This window comes from Tabrizicola fusiformis, from assembly GCF_013328815.1.
Taxonomy (GTDB): Bacteria; Pseudomonadota; Alphaproteobacteria; order Rhodobacterales; family Rhodobacteraceae; genus Fuscibacter.
Genome location: NZ_JABUHN010000005.1, coordinates 237,490 through 257,601, shown reverse-complemented (window position 1 = coordinate 257,601; position 20,112 = coordinate 237,490). Strand labels below are relative to the sequence as shown.

Here is a 20,112-nt window from a genome sequence, read left to right as displayed (position 1 = left end):
CAAGAGGTTACGCAGATGAGTCGTTTTACCCGTCTTTCCACGCTTTCGCTTCTCGCCACGCTCGGCGCCGCTCCGCTTGCCGCCGAAACGATCAAGATCACCCTGCTGGGTGTCGGCGATGTCTATAATTTTCAGGACGAGGATGGCCGCGGCGGCTTTGCCCGCCTGAATGCCGTTGCCAAGGCCGAACGTGCCGCCAATCCCAACACGCTTTATCTTTTCAACGGCGACATGCTGTCGCCCTCGCTCGCCTCGGGGTTCGACAAGGGGCAGAACACCGTCGATTTCACCAATCTGGTGCCGTTCGACCTTGCGGTGCCCGGCAACCATGAATTCGACTTCGGCCCCGACCTGTTCATGGAACGGATGAAGGGCTCGAAATACCCTTGGGCCGCCATCAACATCACCAAGGATGACGGCAGCCCGATCGAAGGTTTGGGCGGTGTCATGGTCAAGGAACTGGCCGGGCTGAAGATCGCGCTGATCCCGGTGGCGCAGGATACCTCGCCCGAGGTCTCTTCGACCGGCAGCCTGAAATTCCTGCCCACGGTGGACAGCGCCATTGCCGCCGCCAAGGACGCCCGTGATCAGGGCGCCGATCTGGTGGTAGGCGTGGTGCAGACCAATATGGACAATGACCGCGCCCTGATCGCCAGCCACGCCTTCGACGTGATCCTGTCGGGTGACGACCACTCCTATGCCACCGCCTATGACGGGGTGACGGCCTATGTCGAAACCTCGGTGGATGCACAGCTTCTGTCGCCCATCGACCTGACGGTCGAGGTCACCGAAAAGGACGGCAAGCGCACGGTCAAATGGACCCCCGCCTTCCGCTTCATCGACACCGCCACGGTCGAGCCTGACCCCGAAAGCCAGGCATTGGCCGACAAGCTGACCGCCGATCTGGATGCGGCGCTGAATGTCGAGATCGGCACGCTTGAGGCGCCGCTTGATTCGCGGCGCAACATGGTGCGCGGCGAAGAGACGACCATGGGCAACCTGATCGCCGATGCGATGCGGGCCCAGACCGGCGCCGATATCGCCATCATGAACGGCGGCGGCATCCGGGGCGACCGCACCTATGACGCAGGCACCAAGCTGACCCGCCGCGACATCCTGACCGAACTGCCCTTCGGCAATGTCACCGTGGTCACCGAACTGCCGGGTTCGCAGGTGCTGCTGGCGCTGGAAAACGGCGTGAGTCAGGTCGAAAAGGGTGCCGGCCGGTTTGCACAGGTCTCGGGCCTGAGCTATGCGTTTGACGCTTCCGCCCCGGCGGGCAGCCGGGTCAGCGAGGTCATGGTGGCGGGTGCGCCGCTTGAAGCCGACAAGCTTTATACCGTCGCGGTCAACGATTACATCCTCGGCGGCGGCGATGGCTATGCAGCCCTCGGCGGCGGGCGGCTGGTGACCGATACCGGCGGCGGCGCCTTCGTGGCCAATGACGTGATGGCCTATGTCGAGAAACTCGGCACCGTGAACCTGGCCCCCGAAGGCCGGATCAAGAAGCTGGGCAACTGATCGCCCCTGCCCCGCAGCGGATGGCTTGAGCCTGCCGCTGCGGGGTGCTATCTGTCGGCACAGCGCGGGTGTTGTGTAATGGTAAGACCTTAGCCTTCCAAGCTAAAGACACGGGTTCGATTCCCGTCACCCGCTCCAATCCCTCAGCCAGCAACCGCCGCCGGGTCCATCCAGAACGGCTCGAACACATTGCCGTCGGGATCGGCAAAGCAGCGCTGATACATGAACCCGTGATCCTCGGCCGGACGCACCTCGCGCCCGCCATGGGCCAGCGCCGCCGCCGCCATCACATCCACCGCCGGCCGGCCCTCGCAACTCAGCGCCAGCAGAACCGCCGTCTCGCGCGCCGGATCGCCCACCGGCAGGGCGCAGAAGCCGGCGAAACGGTCACGCGCCAGCACCATCAGGTAAATCGTTTCCGAGACCACCACACAGGCGGTATCCGGGCCGGAAAACTGCTCGTTGATGGCAAAGCCAAGGCTTTCATAAAACCGCCGCGCCCGGGGAATGTCGCTGACGGGCAGATTGACAAAGATCATGCGGGACATGGCACCACCTCCTGTTGCCCCCCGATCCTGTCGCAACCGGCGACACCGGGCAACAGAAACTTAGCACAAGCGCTAACTATATACCTTCATCTTGGCCCAAATATCCCCGCCGGAGGCACCGGAGGCAAGCGGCCCCGCCGCGCGGCCGACGCAAAAGAAATGCCGCCGTTTCGCAAGAAACGGCGGCGCAGTCAGATCACCTTCGCAAAGGATCAGAGGTTTTCCTGCTGCGGCATCCCCAGCACATGATAGCCGCTGTCCACATGCACCACCTCGCCCGTGGTGCAGGCACCGTAATCGGAACAGAGCCAGACCGCCGTGCCGCCGATCGCCTCCAGCGTGGCGTTTGACCGCATCGGGGCATTCGCCTCGGTGTGGCGGAAGGTGGCCCGCGCCCCGCCGATGGCCGCCCCGGCCAGCGTCTTCATCGGGCCGGGCGAGATCGCATTGACCCGCACCTGCTGCGGCCCGAGGTCATTGGCCAGATAGCGGGTGGCCGATTCCAGCGCCGCCTTTGCCACGCCCATCACGTTGTAATTCGGCGTCACCCGGTTCGACCCGGCATAGGTCAGGGTGATCAGGCTGCCGCCATTCGGCATCATCTCGGCCGCGCGGCGCGACACGTCGATGAACGAAAAACAGGAAATCGCCAGCGAATTGCTGAAATTGCCGCGGGTCGTATTGATGAACCGCCCGGTCAGCTCGTTCTTGTCGGAAAAGGCGATGGCATGGACCAGAAAGTCCATCGTCCCCCAACGGTCCTTCAGCGCGCCGAAACAGGCGTCCAGACTGGCGTCGTCGGTCACATCGACATCGACCAGAAAATCCGACCCGACCGAGGCCGCCAACGGCTCCACCCGCTTGCCGAACGCCTCTCCCTGATAGGAAAAGGCCAGTTCGGCACCCTCGGCAGCCAGCGCGCGGGCAATGCCCCAGGCAATCGAGCGTTCATTGGCGACGCCCATCACGAGGCCGCGCTTGCCCTTCATCAGATCGGCCATCCGGCGTCTCCCCTATGACTTTGTGAAATCTCAGCCGAGGTATTTGCTCATCACCAGCGTCGCATTGGTGCCGCCAAAGCCGAAGCTGTTGGACAGAACCGAATCCAGCTTCACCCCCTCGCGCAGTTCGGTCACGATTTCCGAGGGGTCCAGCGCGGGGTCCAGCGTGGTGACATTGGCCGAAGCCGCGATGAAATCACCGTTCATCATGATCAGCGAATAGATCGCCTCCCACACGCCCGCGCCGCCAAGGCAATGCCCGGTCAGCGATTTGGTCGATGCGATGGGGGGCGTGGCACCCTTGCCAAAGACGCGGCGGATCGCCTCGACCTCGACCACATCGCCGACCGGCGTGCTGGTTCCGTGGCTGTTGATATAGTCGATCTGCCGCCCCGCAGGCAGGGTGGACAGCGCAAGCCGCATTGCGCGCTCGCCGCCCTCGCCGCTGGGGGCCACCATGTCCTGACCGTCGGAGGTGGCGCCGTAGCCGGTGACTTCGCCATAGATCTTGGCGCCGCGCGCAAGGGCGTGGTTCAGCTCTTCCAGAACCACAACACCGCCGCCGCCCGCGATGACAAACCCGTCGCGGGTCGCGTCATAGGTGCGGCTGGCCGTGGCGGGCGCGTCATTGTATTTCGACGACATGGCCCCCATCGCGTCGAACAGGCAGGACAGGGTCCAGTCCAGCTCTTCGCCCCCGCCGGCAAAGACGATGTCCTGCTTGCCCATCTGGATCAGTTCCGTTCCGTTGCCGATGCAATGGGCGGATGTCGAGCAGGCCGATGTGATCGAATAGTTCACGCCCTTGATCTTGAACGGCGTGGCAAGACAGGCCGAAACGGTCGAGGACATCCCCTTGGTCACAGAGAACGGACCGATCCGCTTCGGCGCGCCGGTCTCGCGGACGATGTTATGCGCCTTGAAGAATGCCTTGGTCGAGGGCCCGCCCGAACCGACGATGATCCCCGTGCGGTCGTTCGACACTTCGGCATCGGTCAGGCCGGCATCGGCAATCGCCTGCCGCATCGAGATATAGGTATAGGCCGCGCCGTCCCCCATGAACCGCAGGTCGCGCTTGTCGATCAGATCCTCGATCACCACCTTCGGCGTGCCGTGAACCTGGCAGCGGAACCCGCGTTCGGCATAGTCGGGCGCAAAGACGATACCGGACTTCCCGGCGCGAAGGCTGGCCTCAACCTCGGCCACATCGTTGCCGATGGACGAGACGATACCGATCCCGGTGATGACGACGCGACGCATGGGCGTTCCTCCTTGGGTGTCAGGTTGCCGACAGGGCGACCTTCATGTCCTTGACGAGATAGATCGTTTCGCCGTCCGCCTCGACGCGGCCATCGGCCACGCCCATGGTCAGGCGGCGGGTCTGAATGGCCTTGGTGAAATCGACGTAGTAGGTCAGCTTCTTGCGGTCGGGCCGCACCATGCCGGTCAGCTTCACTTCACCGACGCCCAGCGCATAGCCCCGCCCCTGCCAGCCGCGCCAGCCCAGGTTGAAGCCGGTCAATTGCCAGAGACCGTCAAGGCCAAGGCAGCCCGGCATGATCGGGTTACCCGGAAAATGGCAGTCAAAGAACCACAGGTCCGGCGTGATGTCGAACTCGGCCACGACATGGCCCTTGCCATGCTCGCCGCGATCTTCGGAAATGTCGGTGATGCGGTCCATCATCAGCATCGGCGGCGCCGGAAGCTGCGCATTGCCCGGCCCGAACAGCTCGCCGCGTGCGCATTTCAGAAGGTCGTCCTTGTCGAAACTCGTCGGATAGCCGCCCATGCCTGCTCTGATCCCCCCGGCCTGACCCCGTGCCCCGGCCCGCTTCCCCCCGTGTAACAGAGGCAGCGAAGGGGAAGCAAGGGCGGGGGGCAGGCGCGGGTCGCGGGGGCCGGACGGCTTTTCAATTGAAATGCACCGGATATGTCCTTTATATGAAGACATGAGCCTGCCAGACCCTCTTCAAGCCGAAACCCGCACATCTGCATGGCTGCAGCGGGGGGGCCTGCGCCCGACGCGGCAGCGTCTGGCGCTGGCGGCGCTGCTTGTGGGCGACGGGCAGGACCGGCATGTTACTGCCGAAGGGCTTTATGCCGCCGCGGCGGATGCCGGAGAAAAGGTCAGCCTTGCCACCGTCTACAACACCCTGCGCGCCTTTTGTGAGGCGGGCCTGGTGAACGAGGTGGTGGTGGACGGCTCGCGCAGCTATTTCGACACGCGGCTGGACGACCATCCGCATTTCTACTGGGAAGACAGCGCCAGCCTGACCGATGCCCCGGCCTCGGAACTGCGCATCGCCACCCTGCCGGAGGCGCCCCCGGGCACCGAGATTGCCCGCGTAGATGTGGTGATCCGCCTGCGGCGGGCGTAGGCGCCGGAGAGTCGGGGTAAACCCCTACCTACCCCGCAAACCATAGGTCGGGGTTCACCCCGACCCACCAGCAACCCGCATGCCGCGGCAACTCCCGACCTACCCGCAACCCGCATGCCGGGGTTTGCCCCGCCCCACTCGCAAACCACATGCCGCGGCAAACCCCGACCCACTCGCAAACCGTAGGTCGGGGTTCACCCCGACTCCGCTTCACCATCACCGCTACCACCATCGCGGGATGGACCCCTCCGGGCGCTTGCGCTATCAGCGGGCGGCGAAACGAGGAGATGCGCATGTCCGGCCATGGCCAAGCACAACCGATGATCGCATCGAAGTCGGGGCCGCTCAGTGGCACCGCATCGGTGCCGGGTGACAAGTCGATCAGCCATCGCGCGCTGATCTTCGGGGCGATGGCCGTGGGCGAGACGCGGATTTCCGGCCTGCTGGAAGGGCAGGACGTGCTGGACACCGCCAAGGCGATGCAGGCTTTCGGCGCCACGGTCACCCGCCACGGCCTGGGCGACTGGACGGTGAACGGGGTCGGCGTCGGCGGGTTTCAGGAACCGGCGGATGTGATCGACTGCGGCAATTCGGGAACCGGGGTGCGGCTGATCATGGGCACCATGGCGACCACGCCGATCACCGCGACCTTCACCGGCGATGCCTCGCTCCGCAAGCGGCCGATGGGCCGCGTGACCGATCCCCTGTCGCTCTTCGGCACCCGCGCCTATGGCCGCAAGGGCGGTCGCCTGCCGATGACCGTGGTGGGCGCCGCTGCCCCCGTGCCGGTGCGCTATGCCCTACCGGTCGCCTCGGCGCAGGTGAAATCTGCCGTGCTGCTGGCCGGGCTGAATGCCCCGGGCGAGACGGTGGTGATCGAAAAGGAACCCACCCGCGACCATTCCGAGCGGATGCTTCTGGGCTTCGGCGCCACGCTGAATGTGGAAAAGACCGCCGAGGGCCATGTCATCACCCTTCTGGGCCGCCCCGAACTGCGCCCGCAAACCGTGGCCGTGCCGCGTGATCCGTCCTCTGCCGCCTTCCCGGTCTGTGCCGCGCTGATCGTCGAAGGCTCGGATATTCTGGTGCCGGGCGTCAGCCAGAACCTGACGCGCAACGGGCTTTACCTCACCCTGGTCGAGATGGGCGCCGATATCGCCTTCCTCAACCCACGCGAAGAGGGGGGGGAGCCGGTCGCCGATCTGCGCGTCCGCTTCAGCGGCAACATGAAGGGCATCGAGGTGCCGCCGGAACGTGCGCCGTCGATGATCGACGAATATCCCATCCTGTCAGTCGTCGCCTCTTTTGCCGTTGGCAAGACGGTGATGCGCGGTGTCAAGGAACTCCGCGTCAAGGAAAGCGACCGGATCGACGCCATGGCCCGCGGGCTGGAAGCCTGCGGCGTGCGGGTGGAAGAGGATGAGGATACGCTGATCGTCCACGGCATGGGCGCGGGCGGGATGCCCGGGGGCGCCACCTGCGCCACCCATCTCGACCACCGCATCGCCATGAGCTTCCTTGTCGCCGGCATGGCGGCCAAGGCGGACATCGCGGTGGATGATGCCTCGCCCATCCTGACCTCTTTCCCGATCTTCGAGGGACTGATGACCGGCCTCGGCGCCAGCCTGCGGCGGGGCTGACCATGCTGGGCCGCCTGACCTATCTGGCGCTGGCGGCGGTGGTTCTGGCGCTTTGGGCGCTGATGGTCACGGTCACCGGCCCGGCCATCCGCAAGGCGGCTGGCGGGTTGGCACCCTTCGATCTGCGGATCACCGGCTATGATCTGGCAGAGGTGCAGACCTTTCTGGGCCGGATCAGCGCCCCGGGGCGGGATCTGTATCTTGAGGCGCAGATGCGGCTGGATACGCTGTTCCCGGTGCTGCTGGGCCTGTTTCTCACATGGTCCTTCGTGGTGCTTTACCCGCGGCTTCCGGCCATTGGTCTTGCCATCATCGCCATGGCAGGGGCCGGGGCGGACCTGCTGGAAAACGCCCGTGTCGCCGCAATGCTGCGCGCGCCCGAGGTGACGGCAGAGATGGCCGCCGCGGCCTCGCAGGCGACGGTGGCAAAATGGGCACTGGACGGGCTGGCGCTGACGGCTTTCGCGCTGGCCGTAGCGGTCAGCGCCCTGCGGCGGCTGCGCGGCGCGGGGTAACGGCAAGCGCCGCCTCGTCCATTTGATCCGCGCCGCCCCAGAACTCGGCCACCGTCGGCCCCGGAACCGGGCGAAAGCGGAAGGCATCGGCGATCTCGCGCAGCCAGACGCCGCGCCCCATCCGTGTATACCAGCGCTGCGCATGACGCAGCTCGGCATCCGGCTGCGCAAAGGCGCGCCACAGCGCGCGCGGGCGCAGTTGCAGGCAGGCTTCGATCAGCTTGACCCACAGGAACACCCGCCAGGCCGGAACGCCCGGCACCTCAAGCACCTGATGCTTGTAATCCCAAAGCTCCAGATCCTGCTGCACCACCCTCCGCCCCGCCGACTGACCAAAGAACGGCGTCCAGCGGTGCGGCGTGGCATAGACCGACATCACCTGATCGGGGTCATAGGCCAGAAGCTGGCGCAAGAGCCGCCAGTAATCGGCATCGGTTTCCTCGGCAAAGCCCACGGCAAAGGTGCAAAGCCCGATCATGCCATGCGCCCGCAACAGCCGGATCGCCTCGCGGTCCTTGGGGCGCGAGCCGCCCTTGCGCACGGCGGTCAGCGTGGCCTCATCGGTGCCCTCAAGCCCCAGAAGAAAGCGCAGACAACCCGCCTGTTTGTAAAGATGCAGAATATCGGCATCGCGCACGATATCATCGGCGCGGGTTGATCCGATGATCGTCACCTTCACATCCTCGGCGATCAGCGCGCGCAGAAACGCCTCCCACGCCTTGCGGGACGACGTGGGGTTTTCATCGGCCAGATTGATCAGTTCCACCCCCTTTTCCCGCACCAGCCAGGCGATTTCGCGGGCAAACGCCACCGGGTCGCGGTGGCGCCAGCGGGTCCAGAAGCCGCGCTGGCCGCAATAGGTGCAGGGATGCGGGCAGCCGCGCGAGAACTGGTGGATCACCGCCCGCCGCCCGCCCCAGTAGCTGTGATCGGCGAAGTTGATCAGCTCCCACCCGATCCGCGCCACCGCGAAGTCGCGCAGCATCGGCGCGGGCGCGGTGGCATGGGGCTGGCCATCCCGGCGAAAGGCGATGCCCGGCACCGTATCCAGCGCCGCCCCGGTCGCAAGCGCGACCATCAGGCGCGGCGCGGTTTCCTCGCCCTCGCCCCGCACGATCACGTCGATCTCGGGGCAGTCGCGCAGCACGGTTTCCCAGTGATAGCTGGGAAAGACCCCGCCATAGACGATCCGCACCCCGGGCAGCGCGGCGCGGATCGCCGGCACCAGCCGCGCCACCACCGGATGGGCCGAGGTTGAGCCGGAATGCCCGATCAGCACCGCATCGGGCGGGTCCGCCAGCAGGGCCGCGACGATCTGCGCCGGCGTCATCGGCGCGATGTCGGCATTCACCAGCCGCACCGCGTGGCCCGCGTCGATCAGCGGCCCGCCAATGGCCAGAAGGCCGAAGGGCGGCAGCAACTCCCCCGGCACGCGCGACCCGATGGCACGGTGGGGCGGGTTCAGAAGGGCAATCTTCAAAGGGGCACCACGCGCAGCACCCCACAAGCCTGCCAAGCCGCGCCCGCGGGGTCAACCGCAGGGTTTCCTTGCCCCTCCCCCCGCGCTAAACCAGCGGCATCCAAAGGCGGACCAAGGCGGGCCAGATGATCTTCACGGTGGCAATCGACGGGCCTGCGGCGGCGGGCAAGGGCACGATCAGCCGGGCCATCGCGGCGCGTTTCGGCTTTCGCCATCTGGATACCGGGCTGCTTTACCGGGCGGTCGGCGCCAAGGGCGGCGATCCGGTTGCGGCGGCACGGGGGCTGACCGAGGCCGACCTTGCCCGCGACGACCTGCGCACGCTCGCCGCCGGTCAGGCTGCCAGCCGCGTTGCCGTGATCCCCGAGGTGCGCGCAGCGCTCTTGGAGTTTCAGCGCCGTTTTGCGCGGGCCGAAGGTGGCGCCGTGCTGGACGGGCGCGACATCGGCACGGTGATCTGCCCCGAGGCCGAGGTGAAGCTTTACGTCACCGCCAGCGCCGAGGTCCGCGCCCATCGCCGCTGGCTTGAGGTGGGCGGCGATCCGGCGCAGGTGCTGGCCGAGGTGCAAGAGCGTGATGCCCGCGACATGGGCCGCGCCGATGCCCCCCTGCGCCCGGCCGGGGATGCCACGATCCTCGACACGTCGAGCCTCAGCGTCGAACAGGCGATTGCCGAGGCAACCGCACTGATCGGCACGGCCCTGGCCCGCCGCTTCGGCCCGGCAGAGGTGATTTTCCATCTGCCGGAACGCTATGTCGATGACTGGCAGAAACCGGCCCATCTGGCGCTTTATCCCCGCATTGCGCAGGTTCTGGCCAGCCATGGCCGGGTGCCGCGCATCGTGGCGCGCGGCAAGGGGGACACCGGACAGGGCAACCATGGGCAGGGCACAAAGCCGGGTGACGGTAATCTGCATCTGACCGAAGGCGGGCGAGTGCAGGGGCCGGGCTGGCTGAACGCGGCGCTGGCCTATCTGCCCGGCTTCTGGCACCTCGACCCGCAGGGCGTGCTGGCCGAAAGTTCGGCCCGGGGCGACCGTTTCGATCCGGCCAAGGTGCCGGCGGCGGCGGCCCGCGCCTTTGCCGATGATCTGCGCGCGCGGTTCGTCACCCCGCGCCACTCGCGCTATCACCAGAAGAAACGGGTCGAAACGCTGCCCCCGGGCGCCCTTGCCATCTTTCTGCAAGGCCCTGCCCCGCATCGACGCGGCCATGCCTATATGAGCAACGAGGCGATGCTGCGCGCCGTCGCCGACGGCGCCGAAGGCCGTCCGGTGCTGGTCAAGCCGCATCCGCTGAAGGCCGATATGGGGGCGGCGCTGATCCGCGAGCTGATTCTTGCGGGGCTTCCGCTGATCCAGACAGATGCCAATGTGCATGATCTTCTGGCGGCCTGCGCCGCCACCGTCTCGATCAATTCCGCGGCGGCGCTGGAGGGGATGCTGCATGGCAAGCCCGCGATCCTGTTCGGCCAGTCCGACCATGCCGATCTGGTTGAAACCGTGACTCGCCCGGAAGATTTCCCCGCCGCCCTGAGTCGTGCCCTGACCCGGCCACAAGACATGGACGCGGGCCTGCGGTGGTATTTCACACGGCACACGCTCGACATCGAAAGCCCGGGGTTTGAGGCCCGACTGCTCGATCATCTGTCGCGGTTCGGCTTTCCGCCGCAACGGCTGGGCCTGTAGCTGCCTTTTGCTTGCCTAATCGCGCCGCGCCCGCTATAGGCCGCCCATCCTGCACGGAACCGCCCTGCCCGCACTTCGGGCAGGTCACTTTCGTATTTAGGACCATCAAAGACCGGCGGAGCCAACCGCAAGGCCCGAAAACCCATGAAAAGGACTGAACTGCACATGTGCGCCAAAGCTACCATGGAAGACTTTGAAGCCCTGCTGAAGGAAAGCTTCGAAATCGACACCCCCGAAGAAGGCACCGTCGTCAAAGGTCGGGTTATCTCGATCGAATCCGGCCAGGCCATCATCGACGTCGGCTACAAGATGGAAGGCCGTGTCGATCTGAAAGAATTCGCCAATCCGGGCGAGACCCCCACGATCAAGGTTGGCGATGAAGTCGAGGTTTACCTTGACCGCGTTGAAAACGCCCGTGGCGAAGCTGTCATTTCGCGCGAGAAAGCCCGCCGCGAAGAAGCCTGGGACCGTCTGGAAAAAGCCTATGCCGCCGAAACCCGCGTCGATGGCGCGATCTTCGGCCGCGTCAAGGGTGGCTTCACCGTCGATCTGGGCGGCGCTGTTGCGTTCCTTCCGGGTTCGCAGGTTGACGTGCGCCCCGTGCGCGACGCCGGCCCCCTGATGGGCATGAAGCAGCCCTTCCAGATCCTGAAGATGGACCGTCGCCGCGGCAATATCGTCGTGTCGCGCCGCGCCATTCTGGAAGAATCGCGTGCCGAACAGCGCGCCGAAGTCATCGGCAACCTGACCGAAGGTCAAGTTGTGGACGGCGTGGTCAAGAACATCACCGAATACGGTGCGTTTGTTGATCTGGGCGGCGTGGACGGCCTGCTGCACGTCACCGACATGGCCTGGCGCCGCGTCAACCACCCGTCGGAAATCCTGTCGATCGGCGAGACCGTCAAGGTTCAGGTCATCAAGATCAACAAGGAAACCCACCGCATCAGCCTCGGCATGAAGCAGTTGCAGTCGGACCCGTGGGATGCCGTCGAGCGTGCCTATGCCATCGGCACCGTCCACAAAGGCCGCGTGACCAACATCACCGATTACGGCGCCTTCGTGGAGCTGGAAGCCGGTGTCGAAGGTCTGGTCCACGTCTCGGAAATGAGCTGGACCAAGAAGAACGTTCACCCCGGCAAGATCGTGTCCACTTCGCAAGAGGTTGACGTGATGGTGCTGGAAATCGACAGCGCCAAGCGCCGCGTGTCGCTGGGCCTCAAGCAGACCCAACGCAACCCGTGGGAAGTCTTTGCTGAAACCCATCCCGTGGGCTCGGCCATCGAAGGCGAAGTCAAGAACATCACCGAATTCGGTCTGTTCGTCGGCCTCGACAACGACATCGACGGCATGGTTCACCTTTCGGACCTGTCCTGGGACCAGCGCGGCGAAGACGCCATCCAGAACTACCGCAAGGGCGACACGGTCAAGGCCGCCGTCACCGAAGTGGATATCGAGAAAGAGCGGATTTCGCTCTCGATCAAGGCTCTGGGCGACGACACCTTCACCGATGCGGTGGACGGCGTGAAGCGCGGCTCGATCGTCACGGTTGCCGTGACCGCGATCGAGGAAGGCGGGATCGAAGTGGAATACAACGGCGCCAAGTCGTTCATCCGCCGCTCGGACCTGTCGCGCGACCGTGCCGACCAGCGCCCCGAGCGCTTCCAGGTTGGTGACAAGCTGGACGTCCGCGTGACCAACATCGACCCCAAGACCCGCCGTCTGGGTCTGTCGATCAAGGCCCGCGAGATCGCCGAAGAGAAAGAAGCCGTGGAACAGTATGGTTCGTCCGATTCGGGCGCCTCGCTGGGCGATATCCTCGGCGCCGCTCTGAAGGGCGACCGCAACTGATCCTTCGGGATTGGTCAGGGAAAATGACGAAAGGGCTCCGCCGTAAGGCGGGGCCCTTTGCCATCCGCCCCGCAAGCCACCGAAATCGTTTGTGTGACCGGGAAATTTGTCTATAGTTCCCGTGCCAACAACAGCATGTCACTCGAAGGGCCGGAACAGGCCCGCAGTGCCACGAGGGGATGAAACGGATGATCCGGTCGGAACTGATCCAGAAGATTGCGGACGAGAACCCGCATCTGACGCAGCGCCATGTCGAGCGTATCGTCAACACGGTCTTCGAAGAGATCATCGAAGCATTGGCGAAGGGCGACCGCGTTGAATTGCGCGGCTTCGGCGCCTTCTCGGTCAAGGCGCGCGACGCCCGTGTCGGCCGCAACCCCCGCACCGGCGAGGCGGTTCAGGTCGAGGACAAGAAGGTTCCCTTCTTCAAGACCGGCAAGCTTTTGCGCGACCGGCTGAACGGCAAGTAAGCCCGGCCTTGCGCCCTGCCCCCTGCTGGCCGATATAGGGGCCAGAGGCACTGGCAAGGCGGGCGGCATGATCCGGTATCTGCGTTATCTCTTCCTTGGCGCCCTTGCGGTGCTGTTGCTTACAGTGGCGCTGGCCAACCGTGCGCCGGTGGTGGTGAAACTGCTGCCGCCCGATCTTGCGGCGCTGCTCGGGATCGACTGGCAGATGGAATTGCCGCTCTTTCTGGGCATCTTCGGCGGCATTGTGGCTGGCCTTCTGCTGGGCTTCGTCTGGGAGTGGTTCCGCGAGATGAAGCACCGCTCGGCCGCCAGCACCAAGTCGCGCGAAGTGACGCGGCTGCAACGGGAGCTGGCCGTGCTGAAAGACGCCAGCTCACTGCCCCCCAAGGACGAGGTTCTGGCCCTGCTCGACCGGCCCAAGGCGCGCTGAGATGCCAGATATCCGCGTCAAGATTTGCGGTCTGCGGACCCTTGCCGATGTCGCGGCGGTGACGGCGGCGGGGGCGGCCTATGCCGGGTTCAACTTTTTCCCCAAAAGCCCGCGCAGCGTGACCATGGCCGAAGCGCTGCCGCTGGTGCTGGCGGCCCCGCCGGGGCTGGCCAAGGTGGCGCTGGTGGTCGATGCCGATGATGCGATGCTGGACGCACTCACCGAGGCGCTGCCGCTGGACATGTTGCAGCTTCACGGCAAGGAAAGCCCGGACCGGGTGGCCGAAATCCGCGCCCGCTATGGCCTGCCGGTGATGAAGGCGGTGGGGGTTGCGGATGAGGGCGATCTGGCGGCGGTGTTCGATTACTCGCTGGTGGCGGACCAGATTCTGGTCGATGCCAAACCGCCGAAGAATGCCGTTCTGCCCGGCGGCAACGGGCTGACCTTCGACTGGCGGCTGGTGGCGCAGCGCCGCTGGCTGCGCCCATGGATGCTTGCCGGGGGGCTGACGGCAGAGAATGTCGCCGAGGCCGTCCGGCTGACCAATGCCCGGCAGGTGGACGTGGCCAGCGGCGTCGAAAGCGCGCCCGGGGTCAAGGACGCGGCAAAGATCGCCGCCTTCACCCGGGCCGCCCGGATGGATGGCCCGCCGATCCTTCGGTAGGATGGGCAATATTGCCCATCCTGCGGGGTCAGAACGCCTTGAAGGTCATCGTCGTCAGGGTGCGCACGATATGCGGAATGTCGAACAGCCGCTGCGACAGGTAATGGCCGACATCCTCGCCTTCCGGAATATAGACCTTCGCAATCAGGTCATATTCACCGCTGGTGGAATACAGCTCGCTGACCACCTCGCGGTCATAAATCGCGTCGGCGACCTCATAGGTCTTGCCGGGGGTGCAGCGGAACTGGACGAATACGCAGATCATGGGGTGTCTCCTGGGTCGTGGCCAAGGCTAACGTCCCTCACCGCGCAAGGAAAGCCCGCCCATGCTCAGGCCGGCACCAGAAACTGTGCCAGATGTTCCAGTTGCTGGCGCACCCCGCCTTCCCGACCCGAAGCCGAGTCCCGCCCGTCCAGATAGGCCCCCAGTTCGGTGATCCGCAGCAGGGTGCCATCGCCGTCCGGCAGGAACTCAACACTGGAAACCGAAGAGGATATCCGCACATCGCCCTTGGAAATGGCATAGGCCGAGACGATCCGGCGTTGCGGCAGGATATCATCAAACCGCGAGACATCCTGATAGGGCACCTCACCCGGTGGGCCAAAGCGGCAGATGGCAACGCCGCCCGGCCGGAAATCGAACGTGGCGACCTCAAAGCTCCAATCGGCGGCAGGCGCAGCCCATTCGCGCATCTGCTCGGGCTGGGTCCAGGCCCGCCAGAGCCGCTCTGCCGTCACGGCAAACCGCCGCTTGACGGTAAATGTTCCATGGGAAATCAATATGCCGGTCACGCGCCATCCTCCTTGTCTGTGGCCAGAAACTGCTCCAGCCGGGTCAATCTTGCCTCCACCATCATCCGGCGTGCGCTGATCCAGGCTTCAGCCTGCGCCAGAGCGTCCGCTGTCAGGGCACAGGTCCGCACCCGGCCCTGTTTGTGGCTTTGCACAAGGCCGCACGCCTCCAGCACCGAAAGGTGCTGCATGACAGCGGGCAGCGAGATGCCCATGGGCAGCGCCAGATCGCTGACCGTAAGCGGCCCCGCCGCCAGCCGGTCGATCATCTGGCGGCGGTGCCCATCTGCCAGCGCCTGAAACATGCGGTCGAGGGGGGAGGTATTGTTAATCATTCCCTTAAGTAATCAGAGGGAATCACTTAAGTCAATCATTAAGTATTGAGTGCAACAGCCGCTCAGACCTCGTCTTGGGGCGAGGACTCCAGAATCAGCGCCGGCGCGGGAGTGGCCCGCAGGTCGTCGATGCCCAGCGGCGTCAGTGGCCGCGCCAGCCGGTTGCGCACCACCCACATCAGCCGTTTTTCGGCGCGGGTGATGGCGACATAGGCAAGGCGCTTCCACAGCGGGATGCCCGCTTCGGTGCGGCCTGCGGCGGCGGCGGCGTAAAGGTCAGGGGCGAAGACCTGCACGGTTTCCCACTGGCTGCCCTGCGCCTTGTGGATCGTCACCGCGGCACCGTGCAGAAAGGCGGCGCCCATGGTGGCGGCATGGGGGATGAAGGGCTCTTCCTCATCCGGCTTTTCGATCTTGACGATCGAAGCGGCGGAAAGCTGCGGCTCTTCGGCGCCGATCACATGCAGTTTGGCAAAGCCGGGGCGGTTGCCTGCACCAAGGTAGATCACCTGCGCGCCCTTGATCAGGCCCCGCGCCTCAAGGTCGATGCGCTTCTTGCGGTGTTTCAGCGGCAGTTCAATGCCGTCGCAGATCAGCGGCTCTCCGGGCAGAAGGTCATCGGGCGGGGCGCCATGGGCGGCGCGGAAGGCGGTGATCAGGCGGATGCGGGTGGCGTTGCGCCAAACCAGAACCGGGCTGCGCGCCATCAGATCGGCATCCACCCGTTCGCCCCAGACCACGCGGTCATCGCGTTTGGCGGTCTCTTCGACCATCCGTTCGAAATCGTCAAAGCCAAGTCGGTCGTCCGACAGCGCGTGGGCAAGATCCAGGATGGGATTGTCCTGCGTTTGCCTATGGATGCGGTGCAGGTTTAACGTGCGCCCTTCGGCCAGCCGGTCAAACACCATTTGTCCGCTTTGTCCAACCGGGGCAAGCTGTGCCGGATCGCCGAACAGCACCAGCGTCGGGAAAATCTCGCGCAGATCATCGAACTGACGTTCATCCAGCATCGAGCTTTCATCGACAAAGCCCACGTCCAGCGGCTCTTCCCGGCGCTTCCAGCCCTTGATGAAATCGCTGCCGCGCAGGCCCGCCGCCGCCAGCGCGCCCGGGATCGAGGCGACCGTCTGATAGAAGGCATGGGCACGGTCCAGCGCCTGTTCGGTCAGCCCTTCGACCACCGGCCGGGGCCCCTGCCCGGTCAGCCATTCGGCGATCTTTTCATATTGCGGGTCATAGACCGGGGTATAAAGGATGCGGTGGATCGTGGTGGCAGGCACGCCCCGCATCCGCAGGACCGAAGCCGCCTTGTTGGTCGGCGCCAGAATGGCCAGCGTCCGCCGCTCCTTGCGTCGCCGCCCCTCGTAATCGCCGGAAACCAGATCGACCCCTGCCGCCTGCATCGCCTTGTAGAGCGCGCCCAAAAGCATGGTCTTGCCCGACCCCGCCTTGCCCACCACCGCCAGCACCGAGGCGCGGCCCTCGGCGCGCGGCGTCAGACCGCCATCCTCCAGATCAATTCCCATGGAGAGGAGTTCGGCGGCAACCCGGTCATAGGCTTCGGCCTGATCGTCAGAGAAGGTAAGGATGGGAAGCATGGGGCGACCATAGGCCAAGCCCCGGCCAAGGGCCAGAGGGGCTAATGCGCCCGGCCGCTTGGCGGCACGCTGCCTTCGGGTCCACCCTCGCCCGAGGCGGCAATCTCGATCCGGGCGGTGCGCAACGCCTCTTCGGTCTTGGCGGCAAGGGCAGGCAGGTTGTTGGCCAGAGCATAGGCCCTGAGGTCGCTCAACACTTCGAAGATCCAGTCGTGGCGCATGGAATCCCCGGTGATCACGATTACCAACCGTTTAACCATACCACTCTTCCCGAGGGAGAGAGTATAGCCCCGATCGGCAACAGACCGTATCCACCAAAGAGACAGGGCAGCAAAAAGCCGCCGCAACCCTAAGATGCGGCGGCTTTACTGGTGAAAAGATCAGCGGTTACGGCTGGCTTCCAGCGTGTCGTCGAAGGTGCGCAGCCCGGTGTGCGGCGCCTGCACCAGCACGGCCATGTTGCCCGGCTTGTGCTTGTTCGAGCGCATCAGCGTGTGGGCCGCCGGAATCTCGGCCCAAGGGAAGACCTCGGACATCGAGGGGTCAAGCCGACGCTCGCACATCAGCTTGTTGGCGGCCGACGCCTGCTTGAGATGGGCGAAGTGCGAACCCTGAAGGCGCTTCTGGTGCATCCACATATAGCGCACGTCAAAGGTGCAGTTGAAGCCGCTGGTCCCGGCGCAGATCACCACCATGCCGCCCTTCTTGCACACCAGCGACGAGACGGGGAAGGTCGCCTCGCCCGGGTGTTCAAAGACCATATCGACGTTCACCCCCTTGCCGGTGATGTCCCAGATCGCCTTGCCGAACTTGCGGGCCTCTTTCAGCCAGGTGTTGTATTCTTCCGAATTGACGGTGGGCAGTTGGCCCCAGCATTTGAAATCATTGCGGTTGATCACGCCCTTGGCGCCCAGCCCCATCACGAAATCGCGCTTGCTCTCGTCGCTGATCACCCCGATGGCATTGGCGCCCGCGGTATTGATCAACTGGATGGCAAAAGACCCCAAGCCCCCCGAGGCCCCCCAGACCAGCACGTTCTGGCCCGGTTGCAGGTCATGCGGCGGGTGGCCGAACAGCATCCGGTAGGCGGTGGCCAGCGTCAGCGTATAGCAGGCGGATTCTTCCCAGCTCAGATGGCGGGGGCGCGGCATCAGTTGCTGCGCCTGAACCCGGGTGAACTGTGCAAAGGAACCATCAGGGGTTTCATACCCCCAGATCCGCTGCGAGGGCGAGAACATCGGGTCGCCGCCGTTGCACTCTTCATCATCGCCGTCGTCCTGATTGCAGTGGATCACCACCTCATCGCCGACCTTCCAGCGCTTCACCTTGTCGCCCACCGCCCAGATGATGCCCGAGGCATCGGAACCGGCCACATGGAACGGCTGTTTGTGGCCGTCGAACGGGCTGATCGGCACGCCCAGCGCGGCCCAGACGCCGTTGTAGTTCACACCCGCCGCCATCACCAGAACCAGCACTTCGTGGCTGTCGATCTTCCAGGTATCGACCACCTCGACCTGCATCGCGGTCGCCGGTTCGCCATGGCGTTCGCGGCGGATGGCCCAAGCATACATCTGCTTGGGCACATGGCCGAGGGGCGGCATCTCGCCGACTTCATAGAGGTCTTTCACGGGCGCCTCATAGGGCGCGATCGGGCTGGCGGTGTCCAAAGCCATCTGGGCCTCCTGTTCGTTGTGCCGCGCCGCAGAATCGGCGTGCAGATGCAGAATGGATAGAAAGCGCCGCGCAACTTTGCAATAGTCTTAAAGTCTATTTTGTAATTTTATGTCCGCTGCGTTGCGGCGTTATCGCCCAACTCAAGCCGCTGCTGAACCGGAGCCGAGTAGAAGTCCAGCAAAGCGGCCCCCTGTGCCGTGGGCCGCAAATCCCCCGTCACCAGTTCCCTGCGCAAGAACGGGGTCAGCCCTTCGTCCAGCGCCGCCGCCATGCCCTGCGGCGGCAGGCGCAAAACGGCCCCGGCCAGGCGCAATTCCTCGGCCAGACGCTCCATCTCGGCCAGAAGGGCGGCGCGGTCTGCCGGACCCACAGCAAGGGCTGCGGCGGTCAGCGGCACCGGCGTCACCGGCACCACGCGGGCAATGTCGGCCATCAGCCGGGCCGCAAGCGCCTCGACCGGGGCCCCCGGATGATCTGCCGTAAAGGCGGCCAGCGAGACCGGGGCGCCAAAGCCCGCCGCCGCCGTGCCAAAGCCCGGGAACACCCCGCGCAGCATTTTCCACAGCACCTTCAAGGCAAAAAGACTGCTGGCAATCGGGCGGGAACGGAATTGCCGGCTGCCCTCGGCCGCCGCCTGCAACAGGATACGGTCCTCCAGCACCCGGTCATACCCCAGCCCCACCGGCACAAAGACCACATCGCGGCCCGCAGGCTCCCATCCGGTCACCATATAGCTCAGAAGGCCCATCCGCGCCTCGCCCACGCGGCCATCCAGCGACAGGCCGCCTTCAGGAAAGATCGCCTGCGTAGTGCCCTCGGCGGTGGCCATCTGGACGTATCGGGCCAGAACCCGCCGATAGAGCGTGTTGCGCGACCGGCGGCGGATGAAATAGGCGCCCATCGCCCGGATCAGCCGCGACAAGGGCCAGACCCGCGCCCATTCGCCCACCGCATAGGAAATGGCGGAACGATTGGCCACCAGCCAGGTGATCAGCACATAATCCATGTTGGACCGGTGGTTCATCACGAAAACCACCGTCGCCTTGGGGTCAATCTGCTCAAGCGCCTTGTCCACCTTGCCGATCCGCACCCGGTAAAGCCCGCGCGACAGCCAGCGCGCCAGCCGGATCGCCACCCCGAAATAAAGCGTGGCAGAAAAGCCGGGCACGATCTCACGCGCATAGCGGCGGGCCTCTTCAAAGGCGACGGCGCCCGGAATGCCCTGCTCGGCAGCATGGTCTGTCACCGCCTCAAGCACCTTCGGGTCATAGGTCAGCCGCACGATCATGTCCTGACGGCGGGCCAGCTTGAACAGCTCGATCGGGCGGTCCAGCCGGGCGTTCAGCCGCGCCAAGGCCCGTTCCGCGCGCTTGCGAAAGAACCAGCGCACCGACGGGAACAGGAAATGCGAGGCAAAGGTCACCCCGGCAAAGCCAAGGATCAGCACAAGCAGCCAGAGAGGAACCTCGACGGCACGGAACATGAGGCAAGCTTGCCGAAAACCGTCACCGCGTCAAACGTCCCGTAGGA

The 20,112-nt window shown here is 65.2% G+C and carries 20 protein-coding genes, 1 tRNA gene and 1 pseudogene; 10 read left to right on the top strand and 12 right to left on the bottom strand.

The features are described from left to right. The first annotated feature begins 15 nt into the window (after positions 1–15). Together HS053_RS10195 and HS053_RS10190 are read left to right on the top strand one after the other, a co-directional pair. Positions 16–1,521, top strand: coding sequence for a bifunctional metallophosphatase/5'-nucleotidase (locus HS053_RS10195; protein ID WP_174211133.1), 1,506 nt, complete (start codon positions 16–18; stop codon positions 1,519–1,521). A gap of 64 nt (positions 1,522–1,585) precedes the next feature. Continuing rightward, positions 1,586–1,659, top strand: a tRNA-Gly gene (locus HS053_RS10190). Between the two features lie 5 nt (positions 1,660–1,664). Here the strand turns inward: HS053_RS10190 and HS053_RS10185 are convergent. The 4 genes from HS053_RS10185 to fabA all read right to left on the bottom strand — a co-directional run bounded on the left by HS053_RS10185 (position 1,665) and on the right by fabA (position 4,859). Beyond that, entirely contained in the window at positions 1,665–2,069 is a 405-nt protein-coding gene (locus HS053_RS10185) for a VOC family protein (protein WP_174211132.1), read from the bottom strand. 212 nt (positions 2,070–2,281) lie between these two features. After that, entirely contained in the window at positions 2,282–3,070 is a 789-nt protein-coding gene (locus HS053_RS10180; protein WP_174211131.1) for an enoyl-ACP reductase FabI, read from the bottom strand. Between the two features lie 30 nt (positions 3,071–3,100). After that, positions 3,101–4,330: a beta-ketoacyl-ACP synthase I gene (fabB, locus tag HS053_RS10175; protein WP_174211130.1), complete on the bottom strand. Its 1,230-nt coding sequence runs from the start codon at positions 4,328–4,330 to the stop codon at positions 3,101–3,103. 19 nt (positions 4,331–4,349) lie between these two features. Continuing rightward, positions 4,350–4,859, bottom strand: coding sequence for a bifunctional 3-hydroxydecanoyl-ACP dehydratase/trans-2-decenoyl-ACP isomerase (gene fabA, locus HS053_RS10170; RefSeq protein WP_174211129.1), 510 nt, complete (start codon positions 4,857–4,859; stop codon positions 4,350–4,352). 160 nt (positions 4,860–5,019) lie between these two features. Here fabA and irrA point away from each other — a divergent pair, with 160 nt between their 5' ends. From irrA to HS053_RS10155, 3 genes are all read left to right on the top strand, one after another. After that, a complete protein-coding gene (gene irrA, locus HS053_RS10165; RefSeq protein WP_174211128.1) occupies positions 5,020–5,448 on the top strand; it encodes an iron response transcriptional regulator IrrA in 429 nt (142 codons plus the stop codon). A 293-nt stretch (positions 5,449–5,741) separates the two neighbouring features. After that, on the top strand, positions 5,742–7,088 hold the full coding sequence (aroA, locus tag HS053_RS10160) for a 3-phosphoshikimate 1-carboxyvinyltransferase (RefSeq protein WP_174211127.1): 1,347 nt from the start codon (positions 5,742–5,744) through the stop codon (positions 7,086–7,088). A gap of 2 nt (positions 7,089–7,090) precedes the next feature. Further along, complete coding sequence (locus tag HS053_RS10155) at positions 7,091–7,603, top strand: hypothetical protein (RefSeq protein WP_174211126.1); 513 nt, start codon at positions 7,091–7,093, stop codon at positions 7,601–7,603. Here HS053_RS10155 and bchE read toward each other — a convergent pair. Beyond that, the gene (gene bchE, locus HS053_RS10150; RefSeq protein WP_174211125.1) at positions 7,569–9,083 is read right to left on the bottom strand and encodes a magnesium-protoporphyrin IX monomethyl ester anaerobic oxidative cyclase; all 1,515 of its coding nucleotides are present in this window, start codon (positions 9,081–9,083) and stop codon (positions 7,569–7,571) included. The two genes, HS053_RS10155 and bchE, sit on opposite strands and share 35 nt — an antisense overlap. A gap of 125 nt (positions 9,084–9,208) precedes the next feature. Between bchE and HS053_RS10145 the strand changes: the two are divergent. From HS053_RS10145 to HS053_RS10125, 5 genes and pseudogenes are all read left to right on the top strand, one after another. Next, a pseudogene (locus tag HS053_RS10145) lies at positions 9,209–9,775 on the top strand ((d)CMP kinase); the annotation flags it as partial. 1,161 nt (positions 9,776–10,936) lie between these two features. Beyond that, positions 10,937–12,619, top strand: a complete 1,683-nt coding sequence (gene rpsA / locus HS053_RS10140) for a 30S ribosomal protein S1 (RefSeq protein ID WP_174211124.1) — start codon at positions 10,937–10,939, stop codon at positions 12,617–12,619. 188 nt (positions 12,620–12,807) lie between these two features. Then, positions 12,808–13,089: an integration host factor subunit beta gene (gene ihfB, locus HS053_RS10135; protein ID WP_174211123.1), complete on the top strand. Its 282-nt coding sequence runs from the start codon at positions 12,808–12,810 to the stop codon at positions 13,087–13,089. Between the two features lie 67 nt (positions 13,090–13,156). Beyond that, positions 13,157–13,519, top strand: coding sequence for a lipopolysaccharide assembly protein LapA domain-containing protein (locus tag HS053_RS10130; RefSeq protein ID WP_174211122.1), 363 nt, complete (start codon positions 13,157–13,159; stop codon positions 13,517–13,519). 1 nt (position 13,520) lies between these two features. Next, a complete protein-coding gene (locus tag HS053_RS10125) occupies positions 13,521–14,183 on the top strand; it encodes a phosphoribosylanthranilate isomerase (RefSeq protein WP_174211121.1) in 663 nt (220 codons plus the stop codon). A gap of 28 nt (positions 14,184–14,211) precedes the next feature. Here the strand turns inward: HS053_RS10125 and HS053_RS10120 are convergent, their stop codons facing one another. From HS053_RS10120 to HS053_RS10090, 7 genes are all read right to left on the bottom strand, one after another. Beyond that, the gene (locus tag HS053_RS10120; protein ID WP_174211120.1) at positions 14,212–14,448 is read right to left on the bottom strand and encodes an Lrp/AsnC family transcriptional regulator; all 237 of its coding nucleotides are present in this window, start codon (positions 14,446–14,448) and stop codon (positions 14,212–14,214) included. 65 nt (positions 14,449–14,513) lie between these two features. Beyond that, on the bottom strand, positions 14,514–14,975 hold the full coding sequence (locus HS053_RS10115) for an SRPBCC domain-containing protein (RefSeq protein WP_174211119.1): 462 nt from the start codon (positions 14,973–14,975) through the stop codon (positions 14,514–14,516). Continuing rightward, positions 14,972–15,310 (bottom strand): ArsR/SmtB family transcription factor, encoded by a 339-nt coding sequence (locus HS053_RS10110; protein WP_174211118.1) that lies wholly within the window; start codon positions 15,308–15,310, stop codon positions 14,972–14,974. The genes HS053_RS10115 and HS053_RS10110 overlap by 4 nt, the downstream gene beginning before the upstream one ends. Before the next feature lie 62 nt (positions 15,311–15,372). Then, on the bottom strand, positions 15,373–16,908 hold the full coding sequence (locus HS053_RS10105; RefSeq protein ID WP_174211117.1) for an ATP-dependent DNA helicase: 1,536 nt from the start codon (positions 16,906–16,908) through the stop codon (positions 15,373–15,375). A 41-nt stretch (positions 16,909–16,949) separates the two neighbouring features. Then, positions 16,950–17,168, bottom strand: coding sequence for a hypothetical protein (locus tag HS053_RS10100; RefSeq protein ID WP_241699811.1), 219 nt, complete (start codon positions 17,166–17,168; stop codon positions 16,950–16,952). A 120-nt stretch (positions 17,169–17,288) separates the two neighbouring features. Next, positions 17,289–18,581 (bottom strand): crotonyl-CoA carboxylase/reductase, encoded by a 1,293-nt coding sequence (gene ccrA / locus HS053_RS10095; protein WP_174211116.1) that lies wholly within the window; start codon positions 18,579–18,581, stop codon positions 17,289–17,291. A gap of 107 nt (positions 18,582–18,688) precedes the next feature. Continuing rightward, complete coding sequence (locus HS053_RS10090) at positions 18,689–20,065, bottom strand: 1-acyl-sn-glycerol-3-phosphate acyltransferase (protein WP_174211115.1); 1,377 nt, start codon at positions 20,063–20,065, stop codon at positions 18,689–18,691. Positions 20,066–20,112 lie beyond the last annotated feature (47 nt).

Bases quoted from the DNA above. Each gene is read 5' to 3' on its own strand.
- irrA (WP_174211128.1), top strand. From the start codon at position 5,020: ATGAGCCTGCCAGACCCTCTTCAAGCCGAAACCCGCACATCTGCATGG.
- HS053_RS10125 (WP_174211121.1), top strand. From the start codon at position 13,521: ATGCCAGATATCCGCGTCAAGATTTGCGGTCTGCGGACCCTTGCCGAT.
- HS053_RS10195 (WP_174211133.1), top strand. From the start codon at position 16: ATGAGTCGTTTTACCCGTCTTTCCACGCTTTCGCTTCTCGCCACGCTC.
- HS053_RS10100 (WP_241699811.1), bottom strand. From the start codon at position 17,168: ATGGTTAAACGGTTGGTAATCGTGATCACCGGGGATTCCATGCGCCAC.
- rpsA (WP_174211124.1), top strand. From the start codon at position 10,937: ATGTGCGCCAAAGCTACCATGGAAGACTTTGAAGCCCTGCTGAAGGAA.
- aroA (WP_174211127.1), top strand. From the start codon at position 5,742: ATGTCCGGCCATGGCCAAGCACAACCGATGATCGCATCGAAGTCGGGG.
- fabB (WP_174211130.1), bottom strand. From the start codon at position 4,330: ATGCGTCGCGTCGTCATCACCGGGATCGGTATCGTCTCGTCCATCGGC.
- HS053_RS10105 (WP_174211117.1), bottom strand. From the start codon at position 16,908: ATGCTTCCCATCCTTACCTTCTCTGACGATCAGGCCGAAGCCTATGAC.
- ccrA (WP_174211116.1), bottom strand. From the start codon at position 18,581: ATGGCTTTGGACACCGCCAGCCCGATCGCGCCCTATGAGGCGCCCGTG.
- HS053_RS10120 (WP_174211120.1), bottom strand. From the start codon at position 14,448: ATGATCTGCGTATTCGTCCAGTTCCGCTGCACCCCCGGCAAGACCTAT.
- fabA (WP_174211129.1), bottom strand. From the start codon at position 4,859: ATGGGCGGCTATCCGACGAGTTTCGACAAGGACGACCTTCTGAAATGC.
- HS053_RS10110 (WP_174211118.1), bottom strand. From the start codon at position 15,310: ATGATTAACAATACCTCCCCCCTCGACCGCATGTTTCAGGCGCTGGCA.
- HS053_RS10155 (WP_174211126.1), top strand. From the start codon at position 7,091: ATGCTGGGCCGCCTGACCTATCTGGCGCTGGCGGCGGTGGTTCTGGCG.
- HS053_RS10180 (WP_174211131.1), bottom strand. From the start codon at position 3,070: ATGGCCGATCTGATGAAGGGCAAGCGCGGCCTCGTGATGGGCGTCGCC.
- HS053_RS10090 (WP_174211115.1), bottom strand. From the start codon at position 20,065: ATGTTCCGTGCCGTCGAGGTTCCTCTCTGGCTGCTTGTGCTGATCCTT.
- ihfB (WP_174211123.1), top strand. From the start codon at position 12,808: ATGATCCGGTCGGAACTGATCCAGAAGATTGCGGACGAGAACCCGCAT.
- HS053_RS10185 (WP_174211132.1), bottom strand. From the start codon at position 2,069: ATGTCCCGCATGATCTTTGTCAATCTGCCCGTCAGCGACATTCCCCGG.
- HS053_RS10130 (WP_174211122.1), top strand. From the start codon at position 13,157: ATGATCCGGTATCTGCGTTATCTCTTCCTTGGCGCCCTTGCGGTGCTG.